This window comes from Brevundimonas sp. SL130 (assembly GCF_026625805.1).
Classification (GTDB): Bacteria; Pseudomonadota; Alphaproteobacteria; order Caulobacterales; family Caulobacteraceae; genus Brevundimonas.
Map to the genome: position 1 here is coordinate 1,340,626 of NZ_CP113064.1, position 13,686 is coordinate 1,354,311.

The following is a 13,686-nucleotide window of genomic DNA, read 5'->3' on the forward strand; positions in this document are numbered from 1 at the left end:
ACAGGCCTTTCGGCGCGCCCCTCTATGGGCGGCTCACGGGGGATGTTCGATGATGCGAATGACGACGGCGACGGCGCTCGCCCTGGTTCTGGCCTGCGGCGCGGCGCCCGCCCTGGCCCTGGCGCCAGCCTCTCCGCCCACCGCCTCGTCCGTCCAGACTATCGACGGTCTGTTCCCTCTGCAGGTCGATCAGGACAAGGGAACTGTGAAGCTGGAACTGCCGGCCCCGGACGCCGACGGCGTCATGGCGCGGGTCATCCATTTCACCACCCTGCGGACCGGCGTCGGGTCGGCGGTCACCGGCCTGGACCGCGCCCAGATTGGTCCGACCCATATCCTGGTTTTCCGCAAGATCGGCGATCGCGTCGTCGCCGAATACGAGAACCCCGCCTATCGCGCGCCCAACGGCTCGGTCGATGAACAGGCGGCCGCGCGTGACGCCTTCTTGAGCTCGACCGTCTGGTCCGGCGCCATCGACAGCCGCACCTCGGACGGCGGTGTGGTGGTCGACATCGGCAAGTTCCTGACCTGGGACGCGACCGGCATCGCCGCCGCCCTGAAACAGGCGGGGCAGGGAACGTTCAAGCCGGTCGCGGATCTGAGCCTGGTCGATGCTTCGGCCGCCAGGGCCTTTCCTGAGAACCTTGAACTAGAGGCGCGCCTGACCTTCTCTTCGGACGACGCGGGACGCGAGGTGTCGCGCATCGCCCCCGACTCCCGTCTGGTCACCTTCAACGTCCACCACAGTTTCGTGAAACTGCCGGACGACGGCTATCAGGCGCGGCCGTTCGATCCACGCACCGGGGCGATGAACCAGGTGGTGGCCGACTTCTCGGCGCCGCTGGATGAGCCCATTGTTTCGCGTCTGGCCAGCCGCTTCCGGCTGGAGAAGACCGATCCCAAGGCCGCGCGCTCGACCGTGGTCAAGCCGATCATATTCTATGTCGACCGCGCCGCGCCCGAGCCGATCCGTTCGGCCCTGGTCGAGGGCGCGTTGTGGTGGGCCGACGCCTTTGACAAGGCGGGCTTCATCGACGCCTTCCGCGTCGAGGTTCTGCCCGAGGGCGTGGATCCGATGGACGCCCGGTACAATGTCATCAACTGGGTCAATCGCGCGACGCGCAGCTGGTCCTATGGCCAGAGCGTGGTCGATCCGCGCACCGGCGAGATCGTCAAGGGTTCGGTCCTGCTGGGTTCGCTGCGCGTCCGTCAGGACATGCTGATCTTCGAAGGCCTGGTCGGCGCAGACCGCACCGGTACGGGCGCCCAGGACGATCCCCAGCGCGTCGCCCTGGCCCGGATCCGTCAGCTGTCGGCGCACGAGGTCGGCCACGCCATCGGCCTGATGCACAATTTCGCGGCCTCGACCCAGGAGCGGGCCTCGGTGATGGACTATCCGGTGCCGGTGATCGGGATTGGGGAGGATCAGGCGTTCGACTTCACCCAGGCTTACGGCGTCGGCATGGGGGCGTGGGATGATTTCGCCATCGACTGGCTGTACGCGCCCGCCGACGCCGCGACCCTGGACGCCAAGGCGAGGGCAGGGGCCGCGCGGCTGCGCTTCGTCTCTGACGCTGATGCGCGCGTGCCGTCGATGGGCCAGCCCTGGGGCAGTCTGTGGGACAATGGCGCGGACTCGGTCGCAGAACTAAGCCACCTGATGCAGGTGCGGCGCATCGCCCTGGACCGGTTCGGTCTGCGCAACCTGCCGGCCGGATCGCCGGTCAATGATCTGCGACGCCGGCTGGTCCCGATCTATCTGTATCACCGCTACCAGGTGGACGCGGTGCTGAAGCTGGTTGGGGGGACCGACTACGGCTTCCCCGTCGTCGGTGACGGGCGCGAGGTGGCGACGCCGGTTCCGGCCGCGACTCAGTCGGCGGCGCTGGACGCCCTGATCGCCACCCTGGATCCGGCCGAGCTGGTCCTGCCCGTGCCGCTGCTGGACCTGCTGGCGCAGCAGCAGTCGGGCGACGGCGACATTCAGCACCAGATCGAAGTCTTCCCGGGCGAGACCGGGCGCGGATTCGACGCAGGGGCTGCGGCCGATGTGGCGGCAGAGGTCACCCTGTCGGGCCTGTTCGCGCCGGAACGTGTCAACCGGCTGGTCGAATCGACCGCCCGCGATCCCCAGGCCCTGGGTCTGCCCGCCGTGCTGGATCGAACCACGACCGCCGTCTTCAAGCCCGCAGCAGGACGCTTGGCCGAACCGGCGCGTCGGGTTCAGGCCCGATATGTCCTGACCCTGGCCGGGCTGGCGCGCGGCAAGGACCTATCCGGCACCGCCGCCGCCCTGATCGACGCCGAACTGGAGACGATCGGCGCCCGCCTGCGGGGCTCGCGCGCCGCCGACCCGGTGCAACGCACGCACGACCGCTGGCTGAGCGGCCTATTGACCGATCGCGATCGATTGGATCAAGTGTTGAACGATCAACGTCACCCCGTCGCCGTCCCCCCGGGCAGCCCGATCGGCGACGTGGATTGCTGGTTGTGCGGGCTCCAGTCGCCGTCATTGCGCTCAGGCGTTGACGCGATGTGAATCATCTGTATAAGGGCGCCTTCCCGCGAAGGGCGCCACGCTCCTGGTTTGTTAACCGGAGCGTTTGTTGCGTCTGACTAACGCGTATCTGGAGAATTTCGTGGCCCGTATTGCTGGCGTCAACATCCCGACCAACAAGCGCGTTGAAATCGCGCTTCAGTACATCCATGGCATCGGCCCCGCCGCCGCCAAGGACATCACCGAAAAGGTCGGCATCGAGCCGGCTCGCCGGGTGAACCAGCTGACGGACGCCGAAGTCCTGTCGATCCGTGAAACCATCGACAAGGATCACACCGTCGAGGGCGACCTGCGCCGTGAGACGTCGATGAACATCAAGCGCCTGATGGACTTGGCCTGCTACCGCGGCCTGCGTCACCGTAAGGGCCTGCCGGTCCGCGGTCAGCGCACGCACACCAACGCCCGCACCCGCAAGGGCCCCGCCAAGCCGATCGCCGGCAAGAAGAAGTAAGACAGACACATGGCCAAGGAACCGGGTCGCGTAAAGAAGCGCGAGCGCAAGAACATCACCTCGGGCGTCGCCCACGTGAACGCCAGCTTCAACAACACCATGGTGACCATCACCGACGCGCAAGGAAACGCGATTTCCTGGTCGTCGGCCGGTCACATGGGCTTCAAGGGCTCGCGTAAGTCGACCCCGTATGCGGCCCAGATGGCCGCTGAAGACGCCGGCAAGAAGGCGCAAGAACACGGCGTGAAGACGCTGGAAGTGAACGTCTCCGGTCCGGGTTCCGGCCGTGAATCGGCCCTGCGCGCGCTGCAGTCGGTCGGTCTGACGATCACCACCATCCGCGACGTCACCCCGATGCCGCACAACGGTTGCCGTCCGCCCAAGCGTCGTCGCGTCTAAGCGACACCGCCTAAAGCACCCCCATCTCCGTCGGCTCCACCATGGCCTCGTCGACAAGGCCGGAGCCGACGAAACCCGTTCGAGGGACAAAATGATCGAAAGAAACTGGCAAGAGCTGATCCGTCCCGAGAAGCCGCAGATCGAGATCGGTTCCGACGCCCAGCGCAAGGCGCGCCTGGTGGCCGAACCCCTCGAGCGTGGCTTCGGCGTGACGCTCGGCAACGCGCTTCGTCGCGTTCTGCTGTCCTCGCTGCAAGGCGCGGCTGTCACCGCCATCCAGATCGACGGCGTCGTTCATGAATTCTCGTCGCTGGAAGGCGTTCGGGAAGACGTGGTCGACATCGTCCTGAACATCAAGCAACTGGCGCTGCGCATGCACGCCGAAGGCCCCAAGCGCATGACCCTGCGCGCCACGGGCCCCGGCGTCGTGACGGCCGGCCAGATCGACGTGCCGGCGGACATCGAGGTTCTGAACCCCGATCACGTCATCTGCACCCTGGACGACGGCGCGTCGGTCCGCATGGAACTGACCGTCCAAAACGGCAAGGGCTATGTGGCCGCCGAGCTGAACCGTCCGGAAGATGCGCCGATCGGCCTGATCGCCGTCGACGCCCTGTATTCGCCGGTCAAGCGCGTCGCCTATCGCGTCGAGCCGACCCGTCAGGGCCAGTCGCTGGATTACGACAAGCTGCTGCTGGAAGTCGAAACCAACGGTGCGGTCACGCCGGTTGACGCCGTGGCCTATGCCGCGCGCATCCTGCAAGACCAGCTTCAGATCTTCATCACCTTCGAAGAGCCCAAGAAGGCTGTCGAGCAGTCGGACGGCAAGCCCGACCTGCCCTTCAACCCGGCCCTGCTGAAGAAGGTGGACGAGCTGGAGCTGTCGGTCCGTTCGGCCAACTGCCTGAAGAACGACAACATCGTCTACATCGGCGACCTGATCCAGAAGACCGAGGGCGAAATGCTTCGCACCCCGAACTTCGGCCGCAAGTCGCTGAACGAGATCAAGGAAGTTCTCGCGACGATGGGTCTCAGCCTCGGCATGGATGTGCCGAACTGGCCGCCCGAAAACATCGAAGACCTGGCCAAGAAGTTCGACGACCAGATCTAAGTTCAACCCTCCGCCCGTCTCCTCTCGGGGAGAATGTCGGGGCGGTTAGAAGATTACGAGCCTAGGTCTTCCTCAAGGAAGATACCGGGCTCGGAGTAGGAGAGACCCAGATGCGCCACGGCGCCGCCCATCGTAAACTCGGTCGCACGAGCAGCCACCGCACCGCCATGTTCGCGAACATGGCCGCCTCGCTGATCAAGCACGAGCAAATCACCACGACCCTGCCCAAGGCGAAGGAACTGCGTCCCTTCGTCGAGAAGCTGGTCACCCTGGCCAAGAAGGGCGATCTGCACGCGCGTCGTCAGGCCATCAGCCAGGTTCGCGACGTGCCGCAAGTCGGCAAGCTGTTCGAAACGCTCGGCCCGCGCTACAGCGAGCGTAACGGCGGCTATATCCGCATCATGAAGGCGGGCTTCCGCCACGGCGACAACGCCCCGATGGCCGTGATCGAGTTCGTCGATCGCGACGTCGAAGCCAAGGGCAAGGACTCCGGTCCGGTCCTGGTGTTCGAAGGCGACGACGAGGCTTAAGCCTTTCGTCTCTGACGAGACTGATGTTCGAAAGGGCGGCCGGAGCGATCCGGCCGCCCTTTTGCTTTGAACGGACATGGGGCAAGGGGCGCGGATGTCCGTCGCCATCGTCGAATACCGCCCCGACCACGCCGCCGCCTGGGCCCGGCTGAACGAGGCCTGGCTGGCCGAGGGCGGGTTCTCCGTCGAGGCCAAGGACCGGCGGTCCATCGACGATCCGCACGGGGTCTTCATCGCCGGCGGCGGCCGGATTTTCATCGCCGAACGGGACGGGGAGGCGGTGGGCTGCTGCGCCCTGATCCGTATTCCTGACGGCTTTGAAGTGTCGAAGATGACGGTGACGCCCGCCGCACGCGGTCTGGGCCTGGCGCGGCGCCTGCTGGAGGCCTGCGAGGCGGCGGTGCGCACCGACGGCGCGTCTCTGCTCTATCTCGAGACCAACAGCGCCCTGAAGCCGGCCATCGCCCTGTACGAGAGCTTCGGCTTCCTCCACCTGCCGGCCCGCCCAACCCCCTACGCCCGCGCCGACGTCTTCATGGAGAAGCGGCTCTAGCCGGTGAAGGCCTCGCCCAGGGCCAGGATCCATATGAGCAGAACGCACAGGCCGTAGGCGATCTTGTCCAGGCGGGTGCGTCGGGGCGGGCGCGGCGGCGGGTCGAACTGGGGCATGACCAGCTTGGAGCCGATTTCCCTCGAGGCCGAAATCGATTAAGCGGGCAGGGGTCTGTGAGGGGAAGTCACATGAGGTCCGCCGCGCCGCCGCCGCTGAACGCCCTGCGCACCTTCGAGGCCTTCGCCCGCCACGGCAGCATGACCCGCGCCGCCGCCGAGCTTTGCGTCACCCATGGCGCGGTCAGTCGCCAGATCGCGGCCTTGCAGGCGTCTTTGGGGGTGGTGCTGGTGGCCGGTCCTCGTCACGCTCTGGTCCTGACCGAGGCGGGGGTGCAGTTGGCCGAGCGGCTGACCCCGGCTTTCGGCGCGATAGCCGATGCGGTCCAGGCGACCCGCCACGGCGCCGCGCGGGAGATCGAGATTTCCTGCCTGGGCACCTTCGCGCTGAAATGGCTGATCCCCCGTTTGCCCGATTTTCTCGCAGCCCATCCCGAGGTTCGAGTGCGGCTGTCGGAATCCTATTCGCCGGTTGATTACCGACGTGATCGATTCGACGGCGCCATCCGCATCATCGAACCGGACGAGGTCTATCCGCGCGCCCAGGCCACGCGCTTCCTGTCCCAGCATCAGGGGCCGGTCGGGGCGCCGGCCTTGATGTCAGGGCTTCCCACCCTGGCGGCCGTCGCCGCCGCCCCACGCCTGCGCTCCGCCACCTTCCGTCGGGCTTGGCCGACTTGGGCCGCACTGGCCGGGCTAGACCTGCCGCCGGCGAAGGTGGAGCGCGAGTTCGCGCATAATCATTCGATGGTCGAGGCCGCCGTGTCCGGCATGGGCGTCGCCATCGCGCCCTGGGCTTTTGTGGCGCCGGACGTGACGGCGGGGCGGCTGGCGGCGCCCTTCGGCTTTGTCGAACGTCCGTCCTGGTTCGCCTTTCTGCGGCCGGAGGGACGGCAAGACCCCGCCGTGGACGCCTTCCGCGACTGGCTGGTCGCGCAAGGGGAGGTCAGCCCCCCGCCGCCGAGCGGCGCTGCGGAAACGCCCGCCAGCGCGCCCAATTTCTGAAGATAAGTTCAAGATATTCAGGGTCTTGGCGGCGATGGCAAGTCCTCTTCTCAGCACGCTCGCGACCGGGCGCATACTGGGCGTGTGATGAATGCGCCCGTCTGCGTGCGGAGGAAAATGTACGAAAATAGACTCCAAAAAATTGGAGTGGATTGAGTCTATTTCGACCGAGGCTCTGACGCTCCGTATCACGGCTGAAATGGGTTGCAATTGCGAGTCGTTCGCGGCAATTGGGCGCCCACGGTCAAGGTGTCGCGGATGTCCCGACGCACTGTCCGGGCCGCAGCACTCCCCGCGCGGCCGTTTCCCGATCTGGAGTTCATCCTGTGCGCAGTCGCCAACCTCTCGCCGCCGCCTTCCTGATCAGCCTGGCCCTGCCGGCTTCCGCCGCCCTGGCTCAGACTGCGAGTGGCCCGGTCCGCCCCGCCGGCGGCCACAGCCGCACGGCCTTCATCGAAGGCTATGACGCCAATCGCGACGGCCGCGTGCACCGCGCCGAGTACGACGCGATACGCGACGCCCGCTTCAAGGCCGCCGACGCCGATGGGAACGGCGTCCTGACGGAGGAGGAGTATGTGGCGGAATACGCCGGGCGCCTGCGTTCGCAATACGCCAACGCCTCGCGCCCCTCGGACGAGATGTTCGAGCGTCAGCTCAAACAGGCCGTGGTTCGGTTCTCGGTGATCGATCGGGACCGCGACGGCCAACTGACCCCCGAAGAGAACCAGGCCGTGGCCCTGCGCACCTTCGAGGAGCATGACACCGACCATGACGGCGTGGTGTCGCCTGAGGATCCCGAGCCCAAGCCCGAAACCGATGGGGACGCCGCACCCGCCGCGCCCCGGTCATGACCAGGGTTTCGCTCGGCGTCGGGGCGGCGGTCGCCGTCCTCGCCGCGACCGGCGCGTCTGCGGCGGACCTCAGCGTCGAACTGGAGGTGCCGACCCAGGCCTCGGCCGCCTATCACAAGCCCTATGTGGCGATGTGGATCGAGCGCGCCGACGGCGCCCCGGTGGGGACCTTGTCGGTTTGGTACGATGTCCGCGTCCGGCATGGCAACGGAACCGTCTGGCTGCGCAATCTGCGCAGCTGGTGGCGTAGCGGCGGCCAGGCCCTGACCCTGCCGGCCGACGGCGTCAGCGGCGCGACCCGGTCGCCGGGCCGTCAGAGCCTGCGCTTCAAGGGCGACCAGGGCGTTCTCGCAGGCCTGCCTGACGGCGACTACAATCTGGTGGTCGAAGCCGCGCGGGAGCAGGGCGGCCGCGAAGTGGTGCGGACGCCGTTCAAATGGCGGAGCAGAGCGCGCGCCGCACGCACCGAAACGCGAGCCGCCGGCTCGAGCGAACTCGGCGCCCTGACGGTCGCCGTCCTGCGATGACCTGAGCTGGCCGCCGTTCAAGGCCCCATTCCACTCAACAACTGCAAATGCGACGCAAAGCTAGTCGGTAAAGCCGATAACTGAAGGACTAACTTCTGATGACTTCTCCTCTCGCCAATCCCCTGAACCGCCGGCTGCTGGGCGCCTCCGCCCTGGCCCTGGTTCTGTCCGTCTCCGGCCAGGCTTTCGCCCAGACGACGCCGCAGACGGATGACGCCGACGACGCCACCACCCAGCTGTCGCTGGGCAAGATCGTTGTTTCCGCCGGCGTCGAAAAGATCGCCACCGACACGCCCCAGGCGGTCACCGTGCTGAACCAGGACGACATCGACGACACCCAGGCCTCGACCATCGGCGACCTGCTGGACGATGTTCCCGGCGTCTACACCGCCGGCGGCGCCAGCAACCTGGGCCAGACCTTCAACATTCGCGGCATGACCAGCAACCGGGGCGAGGTTCTGATGCTGGTTGACGGGGTCGAGAACTATTTCGAGGGCTACCGGATGGGCGCCTTCTTCTCGGAGCCCGAACTCTACAAGCGGGTCGAGGTCCTGCGCGGCCCCAGCTCCTCAACGCTTTACGGCTCGGGCGCCCTGGCCGGGGTGATCAACTTCACCACCAAGGACGCGTCGGACTTCTTGACGGGCGACGACACTTTCGCGCTTCGGACGCGGTTCGGCTATGAATCGAACGGCGATGGAAAGCTGGGCTCCATCATCATGGCGACCCGGCCGACGGAAAACCTGGACCTGCTGATCGCCCTGAACGGCCGCAGCAGCGACGACTACAAGGACGGGAACGGCGACGTCGTGACCCCCTCGGACGCCAGCGCCAACTCCGTCCTGGCCAAGGCCCGCTACTATATCGGCGGCGATCGCAAGCACAGCGTCTGGGCCTCGGCCCAGGTGTGGGAGACCGACAGCTATCAGCTCTATGACCAGATCACGGGCCTGACGGCCTTCGGCACGGTGCGCCGCCGCACCCGCGACGAGGCCTTTGTGCTGGGTTATGACAACGGGTTCGAGGGCAATGATCTGCTGGATCTCAAGGCCCAGGTCTCCTTCTCGGAAACCCTGACCGATCAGGACGGCATCGCCCTGTCCAGCAGCCTCGGCTATGCGTCAGAGTACAGCTATTCGACCGTTCAGGCCCGTCTGGAGAACACCTCCAAGTTCACCCTGTCGCCCGATTGGACCGCCTTCGTCACTGCGGGCCTCCAGTACTACAGCCAGGAACGTCGCAATCCCCGTTACAAGGCGGACGGCAGCCTCCAGGCCAATGGGGCGACCACCCATCCGGAAGGCGACACGACCCGGTACGGCGGCTTCATCCAGGCCGAGATCCTGTGGCGTGACAAGCTGGTGATCACGCCCGGCCTGCGGATCGACCATACCGAACTGAGCCCCGGCGCCGGCGTCGTGACCGGTGGCGGCTCCACCGCCGTGCCGGAGGATGCGAGCGACACCGGCTATTCGCCGAAGCTGGCCGTGCTCTACAATCTGACCGACTATCTGAACGTCTTCGGTTCGGTGGCCCACACCGAACGGATGCCGATCCTGGACGAAGTCTACAGCCGCTCGGGAACCGCCCCGGTCAACCTGAACCTCGACCCCGAGAAGTCCAACAACTACGAGCTGGGGGCGTCGCTGACCCTGCGCGGTCTGGTCACCCCGTCCGATCGCATGAACGCCAAGCTGACCGCCTTCAACAACAAGGTGGAGAACCTGATCACCTCGGCGTCCGCCACCTCGGGCTATTTCATCAACGTGGGCGAGGCCAAGTACGAGGGCTTCGAGGTCGAGGCCGAATATGCGACCCGCGCCCTGATCGCTCGGGCCTCCTACGCTACGGTGGACGCCACCAACGAGACGACCGGCGTCCTGCTGAACACCCGTCCGGCCGACGAGCTGAACCTGAACCTGGGTTATGTTCTGAGCGATCTGGATCTGACGGTCGGCTGGCGCGGCGAGTTCGTCAGCGGCATCACCAACTACAACGCAACGACAGGCGCTGTGTCCTCGACCGTGGACAGCTACAATGTCCACGACCTCTATGCGACCTGGCGGCCCCGCACCGGCAGCCTGGCGGGCATGGACGTCCGGGTTTCGGTCGACAACGTCCTGGACGACTATGTGAAGAACAACCTCGCCTCGTTCGCTGGTCAGGGGCGCAGCTTCAAGCTGAGCCTCGGCAAGACCTTCTGACGCCAGTGGTTCTGTCGCGCAAAGGGCGCTTGTGCGCCCTTACGGCCTCCGTTCTTTTGAACGGAGGCCTGCTGCTGGCCGCTGTGAGCCAGCCGATGGAACGGACCTTGTTCATCGAGCCCCAGGCCATGGTGGTCGAGCTGATCGGGCCGGATCACGGGATCGCCGTGCCGGACAGCCTGAAGTCCGATACGCCCAAGGACCAACCGACCAAGACGGCGGCGTCGGCTCCCCCGACGCCGCCGACGCCTGTGCCGACAAGGCTTAGCCCCGTTCCAGCGGCCGACCCCATCGTTTGGAGACCGCAGGAGACCAAGGCGGCGGCAGCGCCCACGCCGGTCCGTCCGGTCGCCGCCGAAAGCGCCCCTCCGCCGCCTTCGGCAGGGCGTTCGACCGATGCTCCGCCCAGTGCGGCCGCAGCGCCGCCGTCCAGGCCGGCGCCCCCGGCGGGCGGCGTCGTTAACTCGCCTGTATCCTTGTCCGGGGCCCAGGGCGACGCCTATGGCGCCCGCGTGCGCGCCCATCTGGAGGCGTACAAGATCTATCCGCGCGGCGCGAAGCGACTGCGCCAGACCGGCGTGGTCACAGTCCGGTTCGTCATTGATCGGGAGGGGCGGGTGATCGCGTCCCGCATCGTCGCGGCCTCGGGGGTTTCGGCGCTGGACGAGGAGGCGATGGCCATGCTGGCGCGGGCCAGCCCCGTGCCGCGCCCGCCGCCGGGCGTGCCCGGCGCGCGGATCGAGATGCGGACGCCGGTCGAGTTCTCGCTGGAGAACTGACCGACGTCCGAACCTGGGCAGGCGCTATTCCTTGGACAGGTCCTGGCGCTGGAACCAGGCGATCGAAGCCGCGACCGGCACGACGCACCACAGGACCAGGCTGGTGATGGCCTTGATGACCAAGCCGTCCGGCGCCGGCGTGTCGCCGGCCACCGCAGCCTTGAGCGTGTCATAGGCCAGGCCGGGCAGCAGCAGCTGGGAGACCCAGTCGGTCGGCGCCCAACCGATGATCGGCAGCAACGGTCCGCCGAGGATCGTCTGGACGAAACCCAGGGCCCAAGGCACGAACAGGGCCGCCAGCAGGGATCGGCTGATCACCGCCGCCAGCAGGGCGATGAGGCCGTACTGGACGATGCGGATGTAGGACAGCAGCCAGGTCAGCAGGAACTCGACCAGTTTGAAGTCGGTCAGGTCGAAACTCATCGGCCGGCCGGTCACCAGGGCCTCGGAGATGAAGTAGATGAAGGCGGCGACCAGGGTCGTCAGCATGGCGATCATGGCCAGGGCCTTCATCACCCCGATCTTGCCCAGGAGCAGCCAGGGACGCGCGTTTCGGGCGCTGATCAGACGCCAGGTCTCCCAGCGATAGTCGCCCGCATAGACCGCCGCCGCAGCCAGCAACATGAAGACCAGCAGCACGCCGTTGGCGCCGTTGCCGGCCGCAAAGCCGAAGGCCTCGGCCAGATTGACCGGCTGATTCCCCAGCTCGGGCGGCAGATTGGCCTTGGCCGCCAGGGCGTCGCCCTTGGCCTTGGTCAAGATCTGATAGATCAAGCCGCCGACGATAATGAGAAGAGGCGTCAGCAGGACGCTGCAGAAGATCGCGGTCCGGTTCCGCGAGATGCGATAGGCTTCGGATTTCAGTGCATCAACCAGCATGGTCGGTCCCCTTCGCAGGCGTGCCCTGCACGCCGGTCCAGCCGGTCTCGCTCATGAAGACGTCTTCCAGATCGGCGCCGATCCAGCGGGCTTCTTCGATATCGACCCCGGCCTCGACCAGGGCGCGGATCGTCGCCGCCGCCTCTGCGCGCGGCACGGCGGCCACCAGGGCGTCGCCGTCCAGCGTGGCCCGTTCGCCCAGCACGCTCATGGCCTTGGCCAGGGGGGTGACCGACAGACGCAGGCGCTCGCCCGAGGCCGTCAGGTCGGAGACCCGGCCTTCGGTGATCACCTTGCCCTTGTTGAAAATGGCGACGCGGTCGCAGACGCGCTCGACCTCTTGCAGTTGGTGGCTGGCCAGGATGACGGTGACGCCGTCGTCGTCGGCCAGGCTGCGGATCAGGGCCCGCATCTCCTGGATGCCGGGCGGATCCATGCCGCTGGTCGGTTCATCGAGAATGACCAGGTCGGGCTTGGTCATCAGGGCGGCGGCGACGCCCAGGCGTTGCAGCATGCCGACCGAGAAGCCGCGAACCCGACGGTCCGCCGCCTCGGTCAGGCCGACCCGCTTCAGCCAGGCCTCGATATCTGCGGTCGCCACCCCGCCGTGGGCGTGGCCCAGCCAGACCAGGACCTGGCGCGCGGTCATGAAGGGCGGGAAGCGGGGCGTCTCGATCATCGAGCCCATCCGTCACGTCGCCGCCGGATCGCCGATCCGGCCGCCCATGACCGTGGCCTCGCCTTCGGTCGGGCGGATCAGGCCCAGCAGGGTGCGGAACAGGGTCGACTTGCCCGCGCCGTTGGGGCCGAGGATGCCATAGACCCCGCCGCGCGGGATAGACAGGGTCAGGCCGTCCAAGGCCTTTACCGTCCCATAGGTCTTGGTCAGGCCGCGAATTTCGATGACGGTTTCCATGAGCGCAAGCTTGGCGTGAGAACGGCGTTCCCACAAGGCGTCATGGACTTGATGCGGATTAAGTTTCCGCAATGGTTCCGTGTCGTTTTGGACGGCGTCGTCAGGCGTAGTTGAAGCTGATCGAGATGCGGTCCGACTTGGCCTGGTTGGTCGGCACCTCGTGCCGCAGCCAGCTTTCCCACATCAGAATCGTGCCGGCCTGGGGCTTCAGATAGACGAAGGGGCGTTCGGCCTCGGTGGCGTCGTCGGTCACGCCGGGACGGGCCATCATGAAGGGCAGGCGGGGGTCTTCCAGCTTCAGCGACGAGGCGCCGTCGGGGATGTCGATATAGACGGTGCCGGACAGATAGGCGTGGGGGTGAATATGGCCGGTGTGGCCGCCGCCCGGCTTGAGGATATTGACCCAGAGATTGTCGAGACGCGGCTTGCGCGCCAGGTCGAAGTTCAGGGCCTGGGCATAGGCGAGGGCATGGCGGTCGAGGTGGCGCTTCAGATCGGCGAACTCGGGGAAGCGCTGGGGCAGGTCGTTCAGCGAGGCGTAGGAGGTGTAGCCGCGATAGGCGTTGTCGCGGCACCAGCGGCGGCCACCCGCGTCTTCCTCCGCCATCATGCGGACGACGTTGATCAACTGTTGATTTAGGTCGGTCCAGCCTCGGCTGTCGGCGAGGGAGGCCTCATAGACCTGGGTGACGAAGAGCGGGCGTAGGGACATGGGGAGGGGGATAGCGGAAGGCGGGGGAAACTTCACCTCCCTGTTCGCGAAGGCGGACGGGGAGGACCGGCGGCCGTAGGTCGCCAGGAGGGGGCG

13 protein-coding genes and 1 pseudogene are annotated in these 13,686 nt (G+C 66.8%); 11 read left to right on the forward strand and 3 right to left on the reverse strand.

Going from position 1 to position 13,686, the window contains the following annotated elements:
• Nucleotides 1–49 precede the first annotated feature (49 nt).
• The 11 genes from OU998_RS06805 to OU998_RS06855 all read left to right on the forward strand — a co-directional run bounded on the left by OU998_RS06805 (nt 50) and on the right by OU998_RS06855 (nt 11,083).
• Nucleotides 50–2,539 (forward strand): zinc-dependent metalloprotease, encoded by a 2,490-nt coding sequence (locus OU998_RS06805; RefSeq protein ID WP_267516143.1) that lies wholly within the window; start codon nt 50–52, stop codon nt 2,537–2,539.
• 100 nt (nt 2,540–2,639) lie between these two features.
• Entirely contained in the window at nt 2,640–3,008 is a 369-nt protein-coding gene (gene rpsM / locus OU998_RS06810; protein WP_026108555.1) for a 30S ribosomal protein S13, read from the forward strand.
• A 9-nt stretch (nt 3,009–3,017) separates the two neighbouring features.
• A complete protein-coding gene (gene rpsK, locus OU998_RS06815; protein WP_008264180.1) occupies nt 3,018–3,407 on the forward strand; it encodes a 30S ribosomal protein S11 in 390 nt (129 codons plus the stop codon).
• A gap of 91 nt (nt 3,408–3,498) precedes the next feature.
• Complete coding sequence (locus tag OU998_RS06820; RefSeq protein WP_267516149.1) at nt 3,499–4,518, forward strand: DNA-directed RNA polymerase subunit alpha; 1,020 nt, start codon at nt 3,499–3,501, stop codon at nt 4,516–4,518.
• Between the two features lie 110 nt (nt 4,519–4,628).
• Complete coding sequence (rplQ, locus tag OU998_RS06825; protein WP_267516151.1) at nt 4,629–5,048, forward strand: 50S ribosomal protein L17; 420 nt, start codon at nt 4,629–4,631, stop codon at nt 5,046–5,048.
• A gap of 94 nt (nt 5,049–5,142) precedes the next feature.
• A complete protein-coding gene (locus OU998_RS06830) occupies nt 5,143–5,601 on the forward strand; it encodes a GNAT family N-acetyltransferase (protein ID WP_267516153.1) in 459 nt (152 codons plus the stop codon).
• A 188-nt stretch (nt 5,602–5,789) separates the two neighbouring features.
• Entirely contained in the window at nt 5,790–6,722 is a 933-nt protein-coding gene (locus tag OU998_RS06835; RefSeq protein ID WP_267516155.1) for a LysR substrate-binding domain-containing protein, read from the forward strand.
• 326 nt (nt 6,723–7,048) lie between these two features.
• A complete protein-coding gene (locus tag OU998_RS06840) occupies nt 7,049–7,573 on the forward strand; it encodes an EF-hand domain-containing protein (protein ID WP_267516157.1) in 525 nt (174 codons plus the stop codon).
• Nucleotides 7,570–8,100: a DUF2271 domain-containing protein gene (locus OU998_RS06845; RefSeq protein WP_267516159.1), complete on the forward strand. Its 531-nt coding sequence runs from the start codon at nt 7,570–7,572 to the stop codon at nt 8,098–8,100. The genes OU998_RS06840 and OU998_RS06845 overlap by 4 nt, the downstream gene beginning before the upstream one ends.
• A 98-nt stretch (nt 8,101–8,198) precedes the next feature.
• A complete protein-coding gene (locus OU998_RS06850; protein ID WP_267516161.1) occupies nt 8,199–10,304 on the forward strand; it encodes a TonB-dependent receptor domain-containing protein in 2,106 nt (701 codons plus the stop codon).
• Nucleotides 10,305–10,399: 95 nt separating this feature from the next.
• A complete protein-coding gene (locus OU998_RS06855) occupies nt 10,400–11,083 on the forward strand; it encodes an energy transducer TonB (RefSeq protein WP_267516163.1) in 684 nt (227 codons plus the stop codon).
• 24 nt (nt 11,084–11,107) lie between these two features.
• Here OU998_RS06855 and OU998_RS06860 read toward each other — a convergent pair whose 3' ends face one another.
• From OU998_RS06860 to OU998_RS06870, 3 genes and pseudogenes are all read right to left on the reverse strand, one after another.
• Nucleotides 11,108–11,962: an ABC transporter permease subunit gene (locus OU998_RS06860; RefSeq protein ID WP_267516165.1), complete on the reverse strand. Its 855-nt coding sequence runs from the start codon at nt 11,960–11,962 to the stop codon at nt 11,108–11,110.
• Nucleotides 11,952–12,878, reverse strand: a pseudogene (locus tag OU998_RS06865) (ABC transporter ATP-binding protein). Before OU998_RS06865 ends, OU998_RS06860 begins: the two are co-directional and overlap by 11 nt.
• Nucleotides 12,879–12,978: 100 nt before the next feature.
• Nucleotides 12,979–13,590, reverse strand: coding sequence for a TIGR02466 family protein (locus OU998_RS06870; RefSeq protein WP_267516167.1), 612 nt, complete (start codon nt 13,588–13,590; stop codon nt 12,979–12,981).
• Between the last annotated feature and the right edge of the window lie 96 nt (nt 13,591–13,686).